The organism is Cereibacter azotoformans (assembly GCF_021391315.1).
Lineage (GTDB): Bacteria > Pseudomonadota > Alphaproteobacteria > Rhodobacterales > Rhodobacteraceae > Cereibacter_A > Cereibacter_A azotoformans.
The window spans coordinates 119,573-139,663 of record NZ_CP090021.1 but is presented as its reverse complement, the minus strand read 5'-3'; the positions used below and the strand labels follow the sequence as shown (position 1 = coordinate 139,663).

General features: G+C 69.3%; 22 protein-coding genes. 7 read left to right on the top strand and 15 right to left on the bottom strand.

The genetic code is table 11. From position 1 onward, the window contains the following. Positions 1-13 precede the first annotated feature (13 nt). The 5 genes from leuB to leuC all read right to left on the bottom strand — a co-directional run bounded on the left by leuB (position 14) and on the right by leuC (position 5,418). Positions 14-1,123 carry a 3-isopropylmalate dehydrogenase gene (gene leuB / locus LV780_RS00665; protein WP_117344871.1) on the bottom strand — a complete coding sequence of 370 codons (1,110 nt, stop codon included), beginning with the start codon at positions 1,121-1,123 and terminating at the stop codon, positions 14-16. Between the two features lie 127 nt (positions 1,124-1,250). Continuing rightward, a complete protein-coding gene (locus tag LV780_RS00660) occupies positions 1,251-2,234 on the bottom strand; it encodes an endonuclease/exonuclease/phosphatase family protein (RefSeq protein WP_407647918.1) in 984 nt (327 codons plus the stop codon). An 11-nt stretch (positions 2,235-2,245) separates the two neighbouring features. Then, a complete protein-coding gene (locus LV780_RS00655) occupies positions 2,246-3,082 on the bottom strand; it encodes a hypothetical protein (RefSeq protein WP_011907228.1) in 837 nt (278 codons plus the stop codon). Between the two features lie 248 nt (positions 3,083-3,330). Further along, positions 3,331-3,936 carry a 3-isopropylmalate dehydratase small subunit gene (gene leuD, locus LV780_RS00650; protein WP_117344870.1) on the bottom strand — a complete coding sequence of 202 codons (606 nt, stop codon included), beginning with the start codon at positions 3,934-3,936 and terminating at the stop codon, positions 3,331-3,333. Positions 3,937-3,999: 63 nt separating this feature from the next. Beyond that, a complete protein-coding gene (gene leuC / locus LV780_RS00645; RefSeq protein ID WP_101340137.1) occupies positions 4,000-5,418 on the bottom strand; it encodes a 3-isopropylmalate dehydratase large subunit in 1,419 nt (472 codons plus the stop codon). Between the two features lie 243 nt (positions 5,419-5,661). Between leuC and LV780_RS00640 the strand changes: the two genes are divergently transcribed. The 5 genes from LV780_RS00640 (at position 5,662) to LV780_RS00620 (ending at position 8,232) form a co-directional block, all read left to right on the top strand. Beyond that, positions 5,662-6,201, top strand: a complete 540-nt coding sequence (locus tag LV780_RS00640) for an SOUL family heme-binding protein (RefSeq protein ID WP_108219999.1) — start codon at positions 5,662-5,664, stop codon at positions 6,199-6,201. Positions 6,202-6,413: 212 nt separating this feature from the next. Continuing rightward, the gene (gene rsfS / locus LV780_RS00635; protein ID WP_044247675.1) at positions 6,414-6,734 is read left to right on the top strand and encodes a ribosome silencing factor; all 321 of its coding nucleotides are present in this window, start codon (positions 6,414-6,416) and stop codon (positions 6,732-6,734) included. Beyond that, entirely contained in the window at positions 6,734-7,201 is a 468-nt protein-coding gene (gene rlmH, locus LV780_RS00630; protein ID WP_101340151.1) for a 23S rRNA (pseudouridine(1915)-N(3))-methyltransferase RlmH, read from the top strand. Before rsfS ends, rlmH begins: the two co-directional genes overlap by 1 nt. A gap of 51 nt (positions 7,202-7,252) precedes the next feature. Further along, positions 7,253-7,708 (top strand): ribonuclease HI, encoded by a 456-nt coding sequence (rnhA, locus tag LV780_RS00625; protein WP_101340138.1) that lies wholly within the window; start codon positions 7,253-7,255, stop codon positions 7,706-7,708. Positions 7,709-7,740: 32 nt separating this feature from the next. Then, entirely contained in the window at positions 7,741-8,232 is a 492-nt protein-coding gene (locus tag LV780_RS00620) for a transcriptional regulator (RefSeq protein WP_101340139.1), read from the top strand. Between the two features lie 11 nt (positions 8,233-8,243). On the opposite strand, the gene LV780_RS00615 is transcribed toward LV780_RS00620, so the two are convergent. From LV780_RS00615 to def (LV780_RS00595), 5 genes are read right to left on the bottom strand one after another with little or no spacing between them, the layout of a single operon-like run. Continuing rightward, entirely contained in the window at positions 8,244-8,480 is a 237-nt protein-coding gene (locus LV780_RS00615) for a GlsB/YeaQ/YmgE family stress response membrane protein (protein WP_101340140.1), read from the bottom strand. A gap of 57 nt (positions 8,481-8,537) precedes the next feature. Next, complete coding sequence (fmt, locus tag LV780_RS00610) at positions 8,538-9,446, bottom strand: methionyl-tRNA formyltransferase (protein WP_108219998.1); 909 nt, start codon at positions 9,444-9,446, stop codon at positions 8,538-8,540. A 3-nt stretch (positions 9,447-9,449) separates the two neighbouring features. Next, positions 9,450-9,953 carry a peptide deformylase gene (gene def, locus LV780_RS00605; RefSeq protein ID WP_101340142.1) on the bottom strand — a complete coding sequence of 168 codons (504 nt, stop codon included), beginning with the start codon at positions 9,951-9,953 and terminating at the stop codon, positions 9,450-9,452. Beyond that, a complete protein-coding gene (gene def, locus LV780_RS00600; RefSeq protein WP_108219997.1) occupies positions 9,950-10,441 on the bottom strand; it encodes a peptide deformylase in 492 nt (163 codons plus the stop codon). Before def (LV780_RS00600) ends, def (LV780_RS00605) begins: the two co-directional genes overlap by 4 nt. Next, positions 10,441-10,974 (bottom strand): peptide deformylase, encoded by a 534-nt coding sequence (def, locus tag LV780_RS00595; protein ID WP_108219996.1) that lies wholly within the window; start codon positions 10,972-10,974, stop codon positions 10,441-10,443. Before def (LV780_RS00595) ends, def (LV780_RS00600) begins: the two co-directional genes overlap by 1 nt. A 143-nt stretch (positions 10,975-11,117) precedes the next feature. On the opposite strand from def (LV780_RS00595), the gene LV780_RS00590 reads away from it, so the two are divergent. Next, complete coding sequence (locus LV780_RS00590; protein WP_108219995.1) at positions 11,118-12,290, top strand: MalY/PatB family protein; 1,173 nt, start codon at positions 11,118-11,120, stop codon at positions 12,288-12,290. On the opposite strand, the gene LV780_RS00585 is transcribed toward LV780_RS00590, so the two are convergent. From LV780_RS00585 to mnmD, 5 genes are all read right to left on the bottom strand, one after another. Then, positions 12,291-12,641, bottom strand: coding sequence for a hypothetical protein (locus tag LV780_RS00585; RefSeq protein ID WP_011907214.1), 351 nt, complete (start codon positions 12,639-12,641; stop codon positions 12,291-12,293). It lies immediately after the preceding gene. Positions 12,642-12,752: 111 nt separating this feature from the next. After that, positions 12,753-13,115 (bottom strand): DNA-binding transcriptional response regulator, encoded by a 363-nt coding sequence (locus tag LV780_RS00580; RefSeq protein ID WP_011907213.1) that lies wholly within the window; start codon positions 13,113-13,115, stop codon positions 12,753-12,755. Positions 13,116-13,573: 458 nt separating this feature from the next. Then, entirely contained in the window at positions 13,574-17,029 is a 3,456-nt protein-coding gene (gene smc, locus LV780_RS00575; RefSeq protein ID WP_108219994.1) for a chromosome segregation protein SMC, read from the bottom strand. Positions 17,030-17,264: 235 nt separating this feature from the next. Then, entirely contained in the window at positions 17,265-18,149 is an 885-nt protein-coding gene (locus LV780_RS00570) for a DMT family transporter (protein ID WP_117344869.1), read from the bottom strand. Next, a complete protein-coding gene (mnmD, locus tag LV780_RS00565) occupies positions 18,146-18,874 on the bottom strand; it encodes a tRNA (5-methylaminomethyl-2-thiouridine)(34)-methyltransferase MnmD (protein WP_108219993.1) in 729 nt (242 codons plus the stop codon). The genes LV780_RS00570 and mnmD overlap by 4 nt, the downstream gene beginning before the upstream one ends. Before the next feature lie 54 nt (positions 18,875-18,928). Here mnmD and LV780_RS00560 point away from each other — a divergent pair, with 54 nt between their 5' ends. Beyond that, positions 18,929-19,990, top strand: coding sequence for an NAD(P)/FAD-dependent oxidoreductase (locus tag LV780_RS00560; RefSeq protein ID WP_101341138.1), 1,062 nt, complete (start codon positions 18,929-18,931; stop codon positions 19,988-19,990). Positions 19,991-20,091: the final 101 nt, after the last annotated feature.

The following is a 20,091-nucleotide window of genomic DNA, read 5'->3' as shown; positions in this document are numbered from 1 at the left end:
CCTTTTCAGCGGATCACAGGCTTGCGTCGAGCGCCGCGAGGATCGCGTCGCCCATGCCCGAGGTCGAGACCGGCGTGCCGCCCTCGGGGCCCATGAGGTCGGCGGTGCGGATGCCGTCGGCCAGCACCTTCTCGACCGCCTTCTCGAGGCGCGTGGCCTCGTCGCCCATGTCGAACGAATAGCGCAGCGCCATGGCAAAGCTGAGGATGCAGGCGATCGGGTTGGCCTTGCCCTGCCCGGCAATGTCGGGAGCCGAACCGTGCACGGGCTCGTAAAGCGCCTTGGGGCGACCGTTCGCCATCGGCGCGCCCAGGGAGGCCGAGGGCAGCATCCCCAGCGAACCCGTCAGCATGGCGGCGCAGTCGGACAGGATGTCGCCGAACAGGTTGTCGGTCACGATCACGTCGAACTGGCGCGGCCACCGCACAAGCTGCATGGCGCCATTGTCGGCATACATGTGGCTCAGCTCGACATCCGGATATTCGTTGTCGTGGACCCACTGCAGCTCTTCCCGCCAGAGGATGCCCGACTCCATGACGTTGGCCTTCTCCATCGAGCAGACCTTGTTGTTGCGCCGGCGGGCAAGCTCGAAGGCCGAGCGGGCCACGCGGCGGATTTCCTCGGTCGTGTAGCGCTGGGTGTTGATGCCGACGCGGCCGCCCTCATTGTCCGGGAAGATCCCGCGCGGTTCGCCGAAATAGACGCCCGAGGTCAGTTCCCGCACGATCATGATGTCGAGCCCGGCCACGATCTCGCGCTTGAGGCTCGAGAACTCGGCCAGCGCGTCGAAGCACTGGGCGGGGCGCAGGTTGGAATAGAGGTCCATCTCCTTGCGCAGGCGCAGGAGGCCACGCTCGGGCTTTACCGAGAAATCCAGCACGTCGTATTTCGGCCCCCCCACGGCGCCGAGCAGAACCGCATCCACCTCCTGCGCCTTGGCCATGGTGGCATCCGCCAGGGGCACGCCGTGAACGTCATAGGCCGCGCCCCCGACGAGATCCTCGGACAGGTCGAAGGTCACGCCGCGCTTCTCACCGAACCAGCCGATGATGCGTTTCACCTCGGCCATGACTTCGGGACCGATGCCGTCGCCGGCGAGGATGAGAAGGGAGGGATTGGCCAAGGGACGCTCCTGCTAGCAATGGGATGTGCCGTGGCTACGCTCTCGCCCCTGTCGGGTCAAGCATCGCCCCCTCGGGGCCACGGGTGCCGGAGCCCGATGGGCAACGGCCCTTGTGGCGGCCGCGCCGTCAGGGAGGCTCAAGCTCCACCCAGACCGGGCGGTGGCGCGAGGCCCGCGCGACGACATGTGCCAGCGGATCCTCGGGCGGTGGCCAGAGGACGCCGGAGCGCAGCACCCGCAAGCCGCGATCCGGCAGGATATAGTCCGTCCGCAGCAGACCCGGTCCGTTCGCGGCCCGGAAGTCGGCCGTGGCAAGGCTGCCGTCCGGCCCCGCCGGGGCCGGATCCCGCAGGCCTGGATAGGCCAGCAGGGCACGGATGGCACCCTGCGCCCCGTCTCCGGCCGAAGGGTCGATGTTGGCCTTGCCCATCAGAAGAACCGGGCCCTGCGGCGGCGCATGAGGCAGCCGCCCCTCCAGCAGGTGCAGCCAGAACAGGGCCTCATCTCCGCCGCGCCGCCCGTTTCGATCTTCCGGGCCATCGAAGATCGGCGGCGTGGCCGACCAGAGCAGAAGCCGCAGATCCGGCCCGTCCGGCAGGCGCAGGGGGACGTCCCAGTGGCCGGTCGTGGACAGACGCTGCACCGCCCGCGCCTCGGGCGCCATGGGGGGCAGGTTGGCCGCGGGCAGATCGCGCCAGAGGACATCGGAGAAGTCGCGCGCCTCTCCGAGCGGCAGCCGCGACAGAAGCGCCATCCCCCCCTGCCCCGAGAACCGGCCCCACCCCTGCGCGTCGCCCGCACCTCCGCGCCGGCCATCGCCGTCGAGGTCGAGCCCGGTCTGGAGCCCCGTGTTGGGCCTCAGCGCGAACAGATGGGGATAGAGGTCACCGGCCAGCGCCCGCACCGCGAGATGGCCGGCATCATAGTCCACATCGAGCAGCAGGAGCACATCGGCATCGAGCGCCTCGATCACCTGACGAACCGCGAGGATCTGCGGATCCTCTCCCCTCAGGATGTCGCGAAGCAGCAGGCCGGGCCCCTTCCGCGACAGCCCGGCATCCCATACGGCGAAGCGAAGGACCTCTGCGCCGGCCGCTCGCGGCAGGAGCAGGAGGAGCGCGATCAGACAGGCACAAAGCCCGCGTTGCCAATCATCTCTCCCATGCGCCGCTTCTCGCGGATCATCTGCGCGATACGGGCCATGCCCACGCCGCGCATGAAGAGACTTGCCGGAAGGAAGGCCCATGCCGCCGTCGTCCACACCAGGGTCTGTGGCGATTCCAGCGTCAGCGGATCGAGCCCGCTGCTGCCCATCTTCACCACCGTCGGGATCAGGAATGGCAGCAGAAAGCCTAAGGCCACGTTAAGACGCGCGTCCCGCTGAAGGCGTTGCACCACGTCTCCGCCGGCCGTGGCCTCGAAGGTGGGCAGGTTGACCCAGACGTTGAAGGCGGCGTGGCGCGAGGGCCAGCGGTTCAGCCGGATCACCGCCACGAAGACGGCAATGGCGGCCGTGGCCACGAGATAGGCGATGCCCGCCGCGTTGCGCACCGCCTCCAGATCCTCCTGCGTGGCGCCCTCCGAGAGCATCAGGGTGGCAAGCCGGACGGGGCTGTAGGGAAAATCCATTGCATCGCCGATGGCGGCAGCCACCGCCGCGAAGAGCGTGGTCAGCGTGGAGGGGTCGCTTGCGTCCCGCTGCATCAGCGTGAGCGACAGGACCAGCACGAAGAGCAGCGCGTAACGCAGCCGGTTGAAGGGGGGCGCATCTCGGAACTCCACCAGCCCGGGATAGGTCGCGTTGTATTCGACAAAGGTGAGGACGCCCCCGAACAGGGCGACGAGGGCCACCATCTGCTTGCCGTCCGGGCCTACGCCCGGCAGCAGGATCGAGGGGGTCGCCAGAAGAATGACGACGAGAAACGCGCGCAGGAGCGCGCCCGCCAGCCTTGGAATCACGTCCGTCCCACCCCTATCCGGATTGCCCGGAGCACCTGCCCCGGCCTGTTTCCGAAATTTCCCGCTCGTTTCGGCGGGTTGTCATGTCTCTGCTCAAATTGCCGTCTTCCACTTTCGGCCGCAATCTGGGGTAAGAGTAAGCTAACCTTTGTGACGTAATCGGGGAGATTGTGTCGCCGAACTGCACCAAAAGGAGGTAATAAAAAGGCCGCCCGAAGGCGGCCTCTCATCCATAGGTAGACAGGGCTTCAGACCCATGGCCTCAAGGTTGCGGCCGTCTTCTCGAAGCCGTCGATGGCCGCCACTTTTTCCAGCGTCAGACCGATGTCGTCGAGGCCGTTCATCAGGCAGTGACGGCGGAACGAATCAACCAGGAACGGGAAGGACTGCCCGTCCGAGGTGGTGACGGTCTGCGCTTCGAGATCCACGGTCATGCGGGCGTTGGCGCCCTTGCGGGCGTCCTCCATCAGCACGGCGACCACTTCGGGCGGCATCACGATGGGCAGGATGCCGTTCTTGAAGCAGTTGTTGTAGAAGATGTCGGCGAAGCTGGTCGCGATCACGCAGCGGATGCCGAAATCCAGAAGCGCCCAGGGCGCGTGTTCGCGGGACGAGCCGCAGCCGAAGTTGTCGCCCGCCACGATGATCTGGGCCTGCCGATAGGCCGGCTGGTTCAGCACGAAGTCGGCGATCTCGGTGCCGTCCTGGTTGTAGCGCATCTCGTCGAACAGGTTCTTGCCGAGACCCGAGCGCTGGATCGTCTTCAGGAACTGTTTCGGGATGATCATGTCGGTGTCGATGTTCACGAGCGGCATGGGCGCCGCGACACCGGTCAGCTTGGTAAATTTGTCCATTTCGATTTCCCTGGGTGGTCCGCCGCAGCGGCGCCGGAGGCGGGCTTCGCCTCCGGCCGGGGATCAGACGGTCTCGGCCATCATCTCGCGCACATCGGTCAGGTGCCCGGTGATCGCGGCGGCGGCCGCCATGCCGGGGCTGACCAGATGCGTGCGGCCGTTGCGACCCTGACGGCCCTCGAAGTTCCGGTTCGAGGTCGAGGCGCAGCGCTCGCCCGGCGAAAGCTGGTCGGGGTTCATCGCGAGGCACATCGAGCAGCCGGCAAGCCGCCATTCGAAGCCCGCGTCGATGAAGATCTGCGCCAGACCCTCTTCCTCGGCCTGTGCCCGCACGAGGCCCGAGCCGGGCACGACCATCGCCCGCATTCCCGGCGCGATCTTCTTGCCCTTCAGGATCTCGGCCGCGGCGCGCAGATCCTCGATCCGGCCGTTGGTGCAGGAGCCGATGAAGACCGTGTCGATCTTGATGTCGGTGAGCTTCATGCCGGGCGTGAGGCCCATGTAGTCGAGGCTGCGGCGCGCGGCCTCGACCTTGCCGCCCGAGAACTCCTCGGGCGAGGGCACGGTCGCGGTGATCGGCAGCACATCCTCGGGGCTGGTGCCCCAGGTCACGACGGGCGCGATGTCCTCGCCGCGTATCGTCACGACCTTGTCGAAATGGGCGCCCTCGTCGGTGAAGAGCGTCTTCCAGTAGGACAGCGCCGCCTCCCACGCCGCGCCCTTCGGCGCGTGCGGGCGGCCCATGACATAGGCGAAGGTCACCTCGTCCGGTGCGATCAGGCCGGCGCGGGCGCCGCCCTCGATCGCCATGTTGCAGACCGTCATCCGGCCTTCCATCGACAGTTCGCGGATCGCCTGCCCGCAATATTCGATGACATAGCCGGTGCCGCCCGCGGTCCCCGTGAGGCCGATGACCGAGAGCGTGATGTCCTTGGCGGTGACGCCGGGGCGCAGGCTCCCGGTGATCTCCACCTTCATGTTCTTCGACTTCTTCTGGATCAGCGTCTGGGTGGCGAGCACATGCTCCACCTCGGAGGTGCCGATGCCGTGCGCCAACGCACCGAAGGCGCCGTGGGTGGCGGTGTGGCTGTCACCGCAGACGACCGTCATGCCGGGCAGCGTCCACCCCTGCTCGGGGCCGACGATGTGGACGATACCCTGACGGATGTCGGACACCGGGTAGTAGTTGATGCCAAAGTCCTTCGCGTTCTTGTCCAGCGCCTCGACCTGGATGCGCGATTCCTCGTTGTCGATCTTCGTGTCGCGCCCCTCGGTGGTGGGAACGTTGTGGTCCGGCACGGCGATGGTCTTTTCCGGCGCGCGCACCTTGCGGCCGGTCATGCGCAGCCCCTCGAAGGCCTGCGGGCTCGTCACCTCATGGACGAGGTGGCGGTCGATGTAGAGCAGGCAGGTGCCGTCTTCGGCCTGATGGACGACGTGATCGTCCCAGATCTTGTCATAGAGCGTTCTCGGAGCGGTCATGGCTCTCTCGCGATGGCTGTGGATTTAGGGGGGAAGGCAGGCGAAAGCCGCACGCCGACTCAAAGTCGGGCGAGGATCGAGAGGCTGGCGCCGTAGAACCGCCAAGGCAGCCGGGCGCGATCGTCCATGTCGAAGATGCGTTCCATGCCGGGGCTTTTACGTTGTTATGCGCGCGCAGGCAACAACTGCGTGAACCGGAAGCACCTTCGCGGAGTTGTTCCCGATCCGCAAAGGAGTCGCGAGATGAATGGTGTCATCGACTACAAGGGATACGAGCAGCCCCACTACCAGGTCGAATCCGTCGATGCCGGCGCCGAGATCCGGCAATATGGCTCGCATCTCGTGGCCGAGGTCGCCATGAGAGGCGATCGCTCCACCGCCATCACCCGCGGCTTCCGCGTGCTCGCCCGCTACATCTTCGGCGGCAATGCCCAGAGCCGGAAGATCGAAATGACCGTTCCGGTAAGCCAGTTGCCGGAAGGGTCCGACGGGTGGGTCGTCCGCTTCATGATGCCCGCCGGGATGAGCGCGGGCACCCTGCCCGTGCCCAACGACAGCCGCATCCGCTTTGTCACCGTGCCGCCATCGCGGCAGGCGGTGCGCCGCTTCTCGGGCTGGCCCACGTCGAACCTGCTCCAGCGCCAGTCGGGCGAGCTTGCGCAATGGATCGACGCGCGCGGGCTGACGATACGCGAAGGGCCCTTCTACTACTTCTACGATTCGCCCATGACCCTGCCCTGGCAGCGGCGCAACGAGGTTGCCTTCCGCCTCGGCGAGGGCTAACCGCAGCCTGCCGCCCGCATTGAGATTCCGGCGCGGCAATGTTACCTTTGACGGATAGCCCGGCGCCGGGGCCTGTCGGCGCGCCACACGGGAGGACGACCCTGTCACATTCTGACCCCGCGACCGGACTTCCGGTCGGGCAGCGGCCGGCTCGCACGAGCACCGCGAACGAACCCGCCAACGAGCCTTCGAGCGAGGAGCTGCTGCAGGCTGTGCTCGCCTCGGTGGAAGATGACAAGGCCGAGGACATCGTCCAGATCGATCTCCGCGGACGCTCGGACATGGCCGATTACATGGTCATCTGCTCGGGCCGCTCGTCGCGTCAGGTCGCCGCGATCTCGGAAAAGCTGATGGACCGGGTGAAACAGCAGTTCGGCCGGCTCTCGAAGGTCGAAGGCAAGGAAACCGGCGACTGGGTGCTGATCGACACGGGCGACGTGATCGTCCATGTCTTCCGACCCGAGGTGCGCGAGTTCTACCAGCTCGAGAAGATGTGGATGCCGGGCGGCGCCCAGGGCCTGTCGCGCGGCTGATGAAGCTGCAGCTCTGTGCCGTGGGACGGCTGCGCAGCGGCCCCGAGCGGGATCTGGTCGAGGATTATCTCGGCCGGTTCGAGCGGACGGGCCGCCCGCTGGGCCTGCCCCCGGTGCAGCTTCTCGAGGTCGAGGACCGCAAGGGCGGCGGCATGGAGGCCGAGGCCGACCTTCTCGCGCGGGCCATGGCGCCGGGTGCGGTTCTCGCCATCCTGGACGAGCGCGGGCGCACCCTCTCCTCGCCCGAGTTTGCCGAGCAGCTCGCGCGCTGGCGCGACGCCGGGCGGGACGTGGCGCTGGCGATCGGCGGGGCGGACGGCCTCGCCCCGCGCCTGCGCGACCGGGCCGATCTCGCGCTTTCCTTCGGACGGATGGTCTGGCCGCACATGCTGGTGCGGGTGATGCTCGCAGAACAGCTTTACCGGGCCGCCACCATTCTCGCCGGCTCGCCCTACCATCGGGTCTAGCGCCCAAGCCACCCGCTTGTGCACCGCCGCCGCTTGGGCTAGGCCCGCACCATGTCAGATCTCTTTGCCTATACCGATGGTGCCTGCAGTGGAAATCCCGGCCCCGGAGGCTGGGGCGTGCTGATGCTCGCCCGCGACGGCGAGGCGGTGGTCAAGGAGCGCACGCTTCAGGGGGGCGAGGCGCTCACCACCAACAACCGGATGGAGCTGATGGCGGCGATCTCGGCGCTCGAGGCGCTGACGCGGCCGACCGAGATCACCATCGTGACCGACAGCGCCTATGTGAAGAACGGCGTCACCACCTGGATCCACGGCTGGAAGCGGAACGGCTGGAAGACGGCCGACAGGAAGCCCGTGAAGAACGCCGAACTGTGGGAGAGGCTGGACGCCGCGCAGCAGCGGCACAAGGTCGTCTGGCGCTGGATCAAGGGCCACGCCGGCCACGCGGAGAACGAACGCGCGGACGCGCTGGCTCGCGCGGGCATGGCCCCCTTCAAGACGCGCTAGTTTTCGAGCCTTCGTTCGGTTACAGTCGGGCGATGGCCCGACCCCGCTCCCTGCCCGACGCCGAGGTTCATGACACGATCTGCCGGATGCTCTCGGGCAACGGCGACCGGGCGGTGTCCTTCGGCACCGTCTCGCGGGCCACCGGCCTCGCGGCCGCGACGCTCGCGGGGCGCTACGGCACGCGCGACGGGATGGTGCAGGCGGCGCTTGGCCACTTCTGGGACCGGCTCGAGGCGGCGGCCGAGGACAGCGCCGCAGAGACCAAGGCGCCCGCCTTCCTGAAGGCTCTGGGAGAGGCGGCCGATCCGCATCTCGTGGCCCTTTCGCTCACGCTGCCCGAGTTGCGCCCGCGCGCCGAGGCCTGGCGCCAGACGGTCGAGGCGGCGCTTGCCCTGCGTCTCGGCCGGGCGGAACCGGCGGCGATGATGTTCGCGCTCTGGCAGGGCCAGCGGCTCTGGCAGGAGGCGGGCGGGCGCAGCTTCAGGCTGAAGGACGCCGCCAGACGGCTCACCCCCTCGGGCTGAGGCCTGCGGGCTCAGGACATGTAGCGCCGCCAGAGCCAGATCAGCAGCATCGCCCCCGCCACCGCGCCCACGAAGGTGCCGATGGCGCCGGTCAGGGCCATGAGCAGGCGCAACAGCAGCCAGCCCACCACCGCCCCGCCCATGCCGATGGCGACGGTCGTCGGCACATCGGTCTCGACGCGCATGATGCGCGTGGCGAGGAAGCCCGCCGCCGCGCCAATGATCAGAAGCATGAGGAACAGGGCCATCGGCCACCTCCGGGAACGGGTTGAACCGCGCCGCCCGGCCCCCGCGGGAACGGAGGCTCAGGACGCCGTGGCGAGGCTGCCCCTAGGCAGCGCAAAGCCGCGCAGGAATTCGTCGCGCTCCATCGGGCGCTTGCCCTCGCGCTGCGCGAGCGTGATCTCGACCGCGCCCGAGCCGCAGGCGATCACGAGCCCCTCGAGCAGCTCGCCCGGAGCGCCCTGCCCCTCGGCCAGCCGGCAGCGCAAGAGCTTGACCCGCTCGCCGCCCAGCATCGTCCAGGCGCCGGGGAATGGCGAGAGGCCACGGATCTGCCGATCGATCTCCGCTGCCGGGCGACTCCAGTCGATGCCCGCCTCGGCCTTGGCGATCTTCTCGGCATAGGTGACGCCCTCTTCGGGCTGCGGCTGCGGCACGAGATCGTCGAGCGCCTCGATCGCGCCGAGGATCAGCCGCGCCCCCATGCCGGACAGCCGGTCATGCAGATCCTGCACCGTGTCTTCGGCGCCGATGTGGGTCTTTTCGCACATCAGCACCGGCCCGGTGTCGAGCCCGGCCTCCATCTGCATGATGCAGATGCCGGTCTCATTGTCCCCCGCAAGGATCGCGCGGTGGATCGGCGCCGCCCCCCGCCAGCGCGGCAGCAGCGAGGCATGGATGTTCAGGCAGCCGCGGTCCGGCGCATCGAGGATCGGTTGCGGCAGGATCAGCCCGTAGGCCACGACCACCGCCACCTCGGCCCCGAGCGCCGCGAACTCGGCCTGCACCTCGGGCGTGCGCAGCGATTTCGGGTGACGGACCGGCAGGCCCAGCTCTTCGGCACGGGCCTGCACCGGCGTCGGCCGGTCCTTCTTCCCCCGCCCCGCGGGCCGGGGCGGCTGGCAATAGACGCAGACGACCTCGTGATGGGCGTGCAGCGCCTCGAGCACGGGAACCGAGAAGTCGGGCGAGCCCATGAAGACCACGCGCATGGCTCAGCCCACCCGGCGCAGGTATTTCTCGGACTTCGCGATCACCATCTTCCGCTTCAGGGCCGAAAGATGGTCGATGTAGAGCTTGCCGTTCAGGTGGTCGATCTGGTGCTGAACCGAGGTCGCCCAGATGTCCACGAAGTCGCGTTCTTCCATCTCGCCGGCCGGGTTCAGGAAGCGCACGGTCACGGCGCGCGGGCGCGAGATCACGGCCGTGGCGCCGGGCAGGTTCGGGCTGCCCTCCTCATGCTCGCGAAACTGGCCCGAGGCATGGAGGATCTCGGGGTTGGCGAGCCGGATCGCCTTGCCGCGGCTGTCCGAGCAATCGACCACGGCGAGCCTCAGCATCACCCCGATCTGCGGCCCGGCAAGACCGTAGCCCGGCATCGCGTCCATCGTCTCGACCATGTCGTCCCAGATCGCGCGGATCTCGTCGGTGACGGCGCCAACCGGCGCGGCGGCCGTCTTCAGCCGCTTGTCGGGATACATCACGAAGGGGCGGATCATGGCTGCATCTCCCGCAGGGCCGCGTCGCGCGCCGCGGGCGCTGCGCGGTCGAGGATCACGATCCCGTCCAGATGGTCGATCTCGTGCTGGGCGCAGATGGCGGCAAAGCCCGAGAGCAGCGCCTCCTGCTCGGCGCCGAAAAGGCTCGTCCAGCGCAGGCGGATCTCGGGCGCGCGGGCGACGGTCAGGCGGGGGCCGGCGATCGAGAGGCAACCTTCCGGCCCCTCCACGCGCTCCCCGGACATCCAGAGGATCTCGGGATTGACGAAGACCTGCGGCTCGGCCGGCCCGTCCTTCCAGACCGCATCCATCACGAAGAGCCGCACCATCTCGCCCACCTGCGGCGCCGCAAGCCCGCGGCCCTGCGCGTGATACATGGTGGCCAGCATGTCCGACGCCAGCTCTTCCAGCGCCGGCCCCGGCACGGCGGGGGCGCAGGGCTGCGACAGGCGCGGGTCTGGCCAGCGCAGGATCGGACGGACCGCCATCAGGCCTTCTGCACCAGACCCGAGGCCTGGGCCCGCTTGAACTTCTCCATCTTGCGCGTGATCATCTGCCGCTTGAGGGGGCGCAGGTAGTCGATGAAGAGCTTGCCGTCGAGATGGTCGATCTCGTGCTGCACGCAGGTGGCCCAGAGGCCCGAGAACTGCTCCTCCTCCTCGCGGCCGTCGATGCCGGTCCAGCGGACCTTGACCTCGGCCGGGCGCTCCACCTCGGCGAAGACGTTGGGCAGCGAGAGGCAGCCCTCCTCGTAGGTCGAGAGATCCTCCGACGCCCAGACGACCTGCGGATTGATCAACGCGATCGGGCGCCGCGGCGCTTCGGGCTGCTTGTTGCAGTCCATCACCACGAGCCGCCGCATCACGCCCACCTGAGGCGCCGCAAGCCCGATGCCCGGCGCGTCATACATCGTGGCCAGCATGTCATCGGCCAGGCGGCGCAGATCGTCCGTGATCTCGGCGACGGGGTCGCAGATCTTCTTCAGGCGCGGGTCCGGGTGGATCAGGATGGAGCGTATCATGGGCGTGATTTACGACCTGCCGAAGCTTCGCGCAATGGGCGGGGCGCCCGGCGGCTGCGGCACGCTCTCGCAGATCCCGGCAGGCCCGGCCGCCCTTGCGCCTGCCGCCGCGTCGGCTAGGCTCGCCCCAAACAGGAGCGACCATGAACTTCGACGAGCGCATCGACCGCCGCGGCTCTCACTCGGTCAAGTGGGACATGATGGAGACCCTCTACGGCGTGCCCGCCTCGACCGGCATCGCCATGTGGGTGGCCGACATGGAGTTCCGGCCGCCGGCCGCCATCCAGAAGGCCGTCGAAGGCATGGCGGCGCATGGTCTCTACGGCTACTTCGGCGACGACCGCGACTATCTGGCCGCGATCCGCTGGTGGATGGAGCACCGCCACGGCTGGGAAGTGGCGCCCGAATGGATCTTCACCGTCCACGGCCTCGTGAACGGCACCGCCCTCTGCGTCGATGCCTTCACCCAGCCGGGGGATGGGGTGGTGCTGATGACGCCGGTGTATCACGCCTTCTCGCGCGTGATCCGCGCGGCGGGGCGCGACGTGGTCGAATGCCGGCTGGCGCAGGACAATGGCCGCTATGTCATGGACCTTGACGCCTGGGACGCGCAGATGACGGGGCGCGAGCGGATGCTCATCCTCTGTTCGCCGCACAATCCCGGCGGCCGGGTCTGGACCGTCGAGGAACTGCGGCAGGTCGCCGATTTCTGCGTGCGGCACGACCTGATCCTCGTGTCGGACGAGATCCACCACGATCTCGTCTATCCCGGTCAGCGCCATACGGTGATGCCGCTGGCCGCGCCCGAGGTGCTCGAGCGGCTGGTCATGCTCACGGCCGGGACCAAGACCTTCAACATCGCCGGCGCCCATTGCGGCAATGTCATCATTCCCGACCCCACGCTCCGCGCCACCATGGCCCGCAGGATCGGGGCGCTCGGGATCTCGCCGAACTCGTTCGGGCTGTTCATGGTGTCGGCCGGCTATTCGCCGGAAGGCGCGGAATGGGCCGATGCGCTGATGCGCTATCTCGAGGGCAACCGCGCGCTGTTCGACGAGCGGATCAACCGGATCCCCGGCCTGCGCTCGATGCCGCTCGAGGCGACCTATCTGTCCTGGGTCGATTTCGCCGGAACCGGCATGAGCGCCGAAGAGATCCACTGTCGCGTGCAGTCCGAGGCGCAGATCGCCGCCAACCACGGCGCAACCTTCGGCGCGGGCGGCGAGAGCTTCTTTCGCTTCAACATCGCGGCCCCGCGAGCGCAGGTCGAAGAGGCGCTGGAGAGGCTCTCCCGTGCCTTCGCCGACCTGCAATGATCAGGCGCGCGGCAGATATCCGGCGGGCGGCTCCTGCTCCTGCCAGAAATCCAGCGGCGGCCGATCCGTCGGAGCGGTCGCGCGTTTGAAGTCGCAGATGAGTTCGCCCTTCTCGACCACCGCGCAGACGATCAGGCACTGGCACACCAGACGCTCACCGTCATACAGGTTCACAAGGCCACGAAGGGTCCGGATCTGGTCCGCGTCGAGCGCGAACCCGCCATCCCAGAGCCGCAGCACCGGGATCTCGGTGCCGCCGAAGCGGACCCGGAGCCGCGACTTGCGTTTCATCTCGGCCTTCTGCGCCGCGGCGAGGCCGTCCCTGATCTCTTGAGGCAGATACTCGAGCATGAATGACTCCCTGGTGCTCAAATGTGAGTCTGGGGGCAAATGGTAAAAAATCAAGCTATCCGAAAGAATATTTCACAATACGGGGGTCGTATGATAATAATAATGCGCACCCTAGGCGGCGTGAACGTAATGTTCGACAATGGTTGCCAGATCGTTCACGGGAGTCGAGATGGCAAAATAGCCACAGGCGTTCTGGCAATGGCTGAAGATCGACCCGTCCGAGAACACGGCCGTGTCCGTCAGGAACACCACCTTCGCCCAGGGCTGCCGGAAGGCCGCGAAATCCGCCACCGCCAGCGCCGAGCCTTCATCGAGCATCAGGTCCAGCATCACCACCTGGATCCGGTGCGCGCAGAGCACCCGCACCGCGCATTCCTGGCTGTGGGTCACATGAACCGTGATGCCGCCCTCGCGCAGCCGCTCGGCCCATTGGCTGGCAAGATCCTCGCGGCTTTCCACGATCAGGACATGCATTCTGGCTTTCCTTCGATTTTGCCGAGAACTTGTCTCACCTTGGGCCAGAATGTTTTAACGTGTCGTTAACGCAATCGATCATGTTGGGAAAATTGGCGTGAGCCGGCGGATCCCGGCCGCCGGACCCCGAACGGGCCGACGCCACGGCTCGCCGCGTTCCGCACGGGTTTGCCGAGATCCCGTCGGCGCATCCATGGCGCGTTCCCGCGCGGGGAGGCGGCACGAACCCTGCCCTTTCCGCGCAAACCTGCCTTCCGGCCGTGCCCTCCGGTATCCGCGCAAGCTTATCAGTCCAAGAAGATCTGGAGCGCCACTGCGCTCGGCCGGTGCCGCCGCCGCTCGGGCGCTGGTCCTGCAAGATGCGATAGCCGCAGCCGATGGAGGCGGGGTGGCTTGAACGTCATGCGCGCATCGAGCGGCCGCTCGGGCGCAGGACGATTCCCCGCGGCGCACGCCCGTCAGGCGACCAGCGCCTCGGCCTTCTTCAGATCCACCGAGACAAGCTGGCTCACGCCCTGTTCGGCCATCGTCACGCCGAACAGGCGGTCCATGCGCGCCATCGTCACCGCATGATGGGTGATGATCAGGAACCGCGTCTCGGTCCGCCGGGTCATCTCGTCCAGCAGGTCGCAGAACCGCGTGACGTTGGCATCGTCGAGCGGCGCATCCACCTCGTCGAGCACGCAGATCGGCGCCGGATTGGCGAGGAACACCGCGAAGATCAACGCGAGCGCCGTCAGCGTCTGCTCGCCGCCCGACAGCAGCGACAGAGTCGACAGCTTCTTGCCCGGCGGCTGGCACATGATCTCGAGCCCGGCTTCCAGCGGGTCGTCGCTTTCCACCATCACCAGCCGCGCCTCGCCGCCGCCGAAGAGATGGGTGAAGAGCGTGCCGAAACTGCCGTTCACCTGCTCGAAGGCGGTCAGCAGCCGTTCGCGCCCCTCGCGGTTCAGGCCCTGGATGCCGGCGCGCAGCTTTTTCACCGCCTCCTCGAGATCGATCTTCTCGGCCTTCAGCGTGTCATGCTCGGTCTGGACGGCCTGCGCATCCTCTTCGGCGCGCAGGTTCACCGCGCCAAGCGCCTCGCGCTGCCGCTTGAGCCGCGCGACGTCGGTTTCCAGCGCCTCGACGGAGGGAATGGCCTCGGGATCGACCGCCAGCGTCTCGAGAAGCTGCTGGGGCGTCCGTTCGGTCTCTTCCCGGATCCGCTCGGCGGCCAGCTGCAGCGCCTCGGTCGCGGCATCGGCCCGGGCCTCGGCGCGGGCGCGCGCCTCGCGGCTCTCGCCCGCCTGACGCTCGGCCTCGCGCTCGGCCTCCTGCGCGGCGCGCAGCCCGGCCTCGGCGGCGGCCAGCGCGTCGGCGGCACGGGCACGGCGCTCCTCGGCCGCCTCGATGGCCTCGGCCAGCTCCTCGCGCCGGGCCGCGATCTCTTCGGGCGCCTCGGCGGCCTCGCGCAGATCCTCCTCGGTCTCGGCCTTGCGCTCGGCCAGCTCGGTGCTGCGCTTCTCGGCGGTCTCCAGCCGGTGCTTCCAGCCCGAGAGGTCCTTCGTCACCTCCTGCCGCCGCTTCACCCGCGCCTCGCCCTCGCGGCGCAACTCGTCATGGAGCGACCGGCGCGACATCATCGCGATCCGGGCGGCCTCGACCGCCATCTTCAGATCCTCGATGCCCGCCCGCGCCGCCTCGAGATCGGGCAGGGCCGCAGCCACGCCTTCCGCCTCGCGCAGCCGCGCGCGGGCCTCCATTGCCTCGTCCTCGTAGCGCTTCACCGCAAGGCGCGCCGATTCGAGCTTGCCACCCGCGATCGAGCGTTCGGCCTCGGCCTTCGAGGCCGCACGGCTCGCCTCGGTCACGCGGGCGTCGGCCGCCCGGCGGGCCTCGCGCGCCTCCTGATCGGCGCGGGTCAGTTGCGCAAGCCGGGCCTGCAGCGCCTCGTGCCCCTGCCGCGCGCCCTCGGCGCGGGCCGCCACCTCCTCCAGGTCGCGCTTCAGAGCCACCAGCCGGTTCAACTGCCTGAGCCGCAGGGCCGCGGCCGATGGGGCATCCTCAGCCCCCGCGCGAAACCCGTCCCAGCGCCAGAGGTCGCCCTCGAGGCTCACCAGCCGCTGACCCGGTTGCAGCAGCGGCTGGAGCGCCGCGCCCTGATCGCGGCCGACGAGGCCGATCTGGCCGATCCGGCGGCGCAGCACCTCGGGCACGCCCACATGCGGCGCGAGGGGCTCGGCGCCCGCAGGCAGCGGGGCCGTCGCGTCATAATCGGGCAGCGCGGCCCAGCCAGAGGGCGCATCCGCCGCCACCTCGGGCGCGCGCAGATCGTCGGAGAGTGCCGCACCCAAGGCCGCCTCAAAGCCCGGCTCGACCTGAATGCGGTCGAGAAGCTGGCTGCCCGCCTGCGCCTCGCGCTCGACGAGCCGCGCCAGAGCCGCCACCTCGGCCCGCAGCGCGTTGGCCTCGCCCTCGGCCGCCGACCGCTGCGCCCGCGCCTCGGCCTCGCGCGACTGCGCCTCGGCCCGCGCCTCGTCGGCCTGAACCAGCGCCTCCTCGGCGGCCTCGGCGCGCTCCTGCGCCTCCTCCTGCAGGGCCGCCGCCTCTTCCCAGGCCTCGGCCGCGCGCTCCTGCGCCTCTGACGCCGTCTCGACCGCCTCACGCGCGCGCGCGGCCTCGGCTTCGGATCTGGCCAGCGTCGTGCGGCTGTCGGCCAGCATCCGCTGGGCCGACTGGTGGCGCGCCGACAGCCGCGCCACATCCTCGGTGCGCTCCGACAGGATCTCCTCACGCTCGCTGAGCGCGGCCCCCGCCTCCCGCGCCGCCTCGGCGGCCTCGGCCAGCCGCTCGTCGTGGCCCTCGTGCGCCGCCTCGAGCGCCCCGCGCTCCCATTCCAGCCGTCCGATCGTGTCGGCCGCGTCGCGGTTCAGGCCGGCCTCACGCTCGATGTCGCGGGCCAGCTGGTCCACCCGCGAGGTCAGGGTGGCGATGGTGGCCCGCGCGCGATCCTCTTCGGCGGCCAGCGCATCGCGCTGCACCGACAGCCGCTGGAGCACGGCGCCCGCAATCGCCTCTTCCTCGCGCTTGGGCGGCAGCGTCTCCTCGGCCTCGGCGCGGGTGAGGACGGCCTTGCGCGCGGCGGCCTCGGCGTTCCCCGCGGCCATCATCCGCTCGCGCAGGATCGCGAGCGCCTCGGTCCGCGCCAGATCCGCCTCGCGCCAGCGGCGATAGAGCAGCGAGCCCTCGGCCCGCCGCAGTTCCTCGCCGATCTCGCGATAGCGCGCCGCCTGCCTCGCCTGCCGCGCCAGCGTGGCGAGCTGCTGGGCCAGCTGGTCGAGCACATCCTCGACCCGCGCAAGATTCTGCTCGGTCGCCGCCAGCCGCAGCTCGGCCTCGTGCCGGCGCTGGTAGAGGCCCGAGATGCCCGCCGCCTCCTCGAGGATGCGGCGACGGGCCCTGGGCTTGGCGTTGATCAGCTCCGAGATCTGGCCCTGCCGCACGAGCGCGGGGGAATGCGCCCCGGTCGAGGCGTCGGCGAACAGCATCTGGATGTCGCGCGCCCGCACATCCTTGCTGTTGGCCTTGTAGGCCGAGCCCGCATCCCGCGTGATCCGGCGCACGATCTCGATCGTGTCGGCGTCGTTGAAGCCCGAGGGGGCCAGCCGGTCGGCGTTGTCGAGAACCAGCGCCACCTCGGCGAAGTTGCGCGCGGGCCGCGTGGCCGCCCCGGCAAAGATCACATCCTCCATACCTGCGCCGCGCATCGCCGTGGGGCGGTTCTCGCCCATCACCCAGCGCAGGGCTTCCAGAAGGTTCGACTTGCCGCAACCGTTCGGCCCCACGACACCCGTCAGCCCGTCGTGGATCACCAGGTCGGTGGGGTCCACGAAGCTCTTGAAGCCGTTCAGTCTGAGGCGGGTGAACCGCAAGGCCGGATCCTTCTGATTCCCGTCGGGGGCGGCATCGTCCGGCCTGACGCGCCTCAAGTCAACCGCACCACCCTCGATCTGGCGGCAACCGGCCGGTTATCCCCAAGATGTTGCCGTCAGCAGGCGTCGGAGAGCCGACCCTGCGAAAAGCGGCGAGCGATCCTCGCACTGCTCCTGCGCGCCTTCACGGGGGCTGGATCGTTCCACACTGCCCGGCCCGACCAGCCGACCGCGCTCACCTTCCGGCGCGCGCCCGTGCCCGCACCTGCTCGCGCCAGAGGGTGAAGAGCCCCGCCGAAACCACCACGCAGGCGCCGAGGATGACATTGATCTCGGGACGCTCGTTGAAGACGAAGAAGCCGAGCAACGCCGCAAAGGGAAGTTGCAGATAGGCGAAGGGTTGCACCGCGCTCGCCTCGGCCACCTCGTAGGCCCGGATCAGGAACCAGTGCCCCAGCGCCGCCGAACAGCACAGCGCCGCCATCCAGAGCCAGTCCTGGGGGGCCATCGGCTCCCAGTGCCAGAGGCCGACGGCGCTCATGGCGATCGCGCCGACCGTCCCCGTCCAGAAGAAGCTGACGGCCGCCGAGTCGCCGCGCGCGACATAGCGTGTCAGCAACGAGTAGATCGCGAAGAGCAACGCCGCTCCCAGCGGGATCAGCGCCCAGGGCGAGAAGACGGCAACTCCGGGCTGAAGGATGATGAGGATGCCCACGAAGCCCGCCGCAATGGCGAGCCAGCGGCGCCAGCCCACCCGCTCGCCCAGCACCGGCCCCGAGAGCGCGGCAACCAGCAGCGGATAGCAGGTGAAGACCGCGTGACTGGCGACAAGGCCCAGCTTCACGAAGCCCAGGACCATGATGCAGACCTCGGCCGCCAGCAGCAGCCCGCGCAGCACCTGAAGAACCGGAAAGCGCGACCGGACGGCCGGCGCGAGACCGCCCGCCTGCCGCGCGGCCATAGCGATCACGAAGGCCGCGAAGAACCAGTAGCGGATCATCACGACCATGAAGACGCTGTAATGTTCGGCCAGGTGGCGCGAAATGCCGTCCTGCAGGGCGAAGATGCAGGTGGTGAGCACCATGAGCCCGATGCCAAGCCGCGTGTTCTGTTCGGTCATCCGCCGAGGACTCCGGTCGTCATGTGCCGCTTGCGGCCGTGGCCGGGCTGGCGCGTGACGGCAAAGCCGGCCTGCGCCAACGCGCGCCGGACATGGCCCGCCGCCGTGTAGGTGGCGAAGGTGCCGCCGGGCGTCGTATGGCGCCCGACCTCGGCCATGAGCGCGTCGGACCAGAGTTCCGGGTTCCGGGCCGGTGCGAATCCGTCCAGATACCAGGCATCCGCCCGACCCTCCCAGCCCGGCAGACGGGTGCGGGCATCGCCGATCAGCACCTCGACCTCGAGCCCGTCATTCACGAAGCGCGAATGACCGGCGGCCCAGGCGTCCAGAAACGGGCCGGCCACCGCTTCGGCCTCGGGGAAGGCCCGGAGGGCGCGGGCGATGTCGCGCGCCTCCATCGGAAAGGCCTCGAACGAGGTGTAGCGCAGCCGCCCCGGCCGCCCCGCCTGCCGCCAGGCGATCAGCGTGGCCAGCATGTTGAGCCCGGTGCCAAAGCCGAGTTCGGCGATCGCAAACCCGTCCCGGAAGCGTCCCGGCAGCCCGTTCCCGGCCAGAAAGACGTGCCGCGTCTCGGCCAGCCCGTCGGCGAGCGAGAAGTAGGGATCGTCGAACCGCGTCGAGACCGGCACGATCCCGTCGCGCCATTCCAGGCTGGCCGGGCCGCCGGCCGTCGCTGCGGGGTCCTGCGCGGAAGCGACATCCGTGCTCTGGCCTGTGGCTGGCATCTGTCCTAAGCCTGCTGTCTTCGAAGGTGCGGACATTGGGCGAGGACAGGGCGAATGGCAACGCCGGATCTGACAATTCGCGGCGGCGGGATCTTCGGTCTCGCGGTCGCCTGGGCGGCGGCACGGCGTGGCGCGCGGGTGCGGCTGATCGAGACGGCGCGGATTGGCGCTGGCTCGTCCGGGGGCGTGGTGGGCGCGCTGTCGCCGCATGTGCCCGAGCAGTGGAACGAGAAGAAGGCCTTCCAGTTCGAGAGCCTCGCCATGGGCGAGGAGTGGTGGGCGGCGGTGGCCGAGGCCTCCGGCCTTGCCACGGGCTACGACCGGCTCGGCCGGTTCCAGCCGCTGGCCGACGCGCGCGCGGTGGACCATGCCCGCGCCCGCGCCGAGGAGGCCCGGACGCTCTGGCAGGGCCGCTTTGCCTGGGAGGTCGTGCCGGCGGACGGCGAGTTCATGCCGCAAAGCCCCACGGGCCTCGTGATCCACGACACGCTGACGGCCCGACTCAACCCGCGGCTCGCGGTGCCGGCGCTGGTCGAGGCGATCCGCGCAAAAGGCGGCGAGATCCTGATCGGCGAGGGCGATGAGGCGGGGCCCGTGGTCTGGGCCACCGGCGTGGCGGGGCTCGAGGCGCTGTCGCAGGATCTGGGCAAGCCGGTCGGCAACGGCGTCAAGGGACAGGCGATGGTCGTGGGCCTGGACGCCCGCGACCGTCCGCAGATCTTCGGGCCGGGCCTCCTGATCGTGCCCCACGCCGACGGCACGACCGCCGTCGGCTCGACCGCCGAGAAGGACTGGGTCGCGCCGGACACGACCGATGCCCAGCTCGACGAGGTTCATGCCCGCGCGGTGGCGCTCTGCCCCTGGCTCGAGGGGGCGCCGGTCCTGACCCGCTGGGCCGGCCTGCGCCCGCGCGCCCGCAGCCTCGCGCCGATGCTGGGCGAATGGCCGGGACGGCCCGGGCACTTTGTGGCGAACGGGGGCTTCAAGATCGGCTTCGGCATGGCTCCGAAGGTCGGCGAGGTGATGGCCGCGCTGGTTCTGGAAGGGACGGACGCGATCCCCGAGAGCTTCCGGGTCGAGGCCTCGCTGAAGAAGAAGGTGAAGTCCGAGGATTAACCCACGGAAGGCACGCCATCGGCGGGCATCGGGGGTTGGCGCACACGACAACAACCCGGGCCCGCGATGCGGATGCCGCGCGGCGCCGCCCATCGGGCACC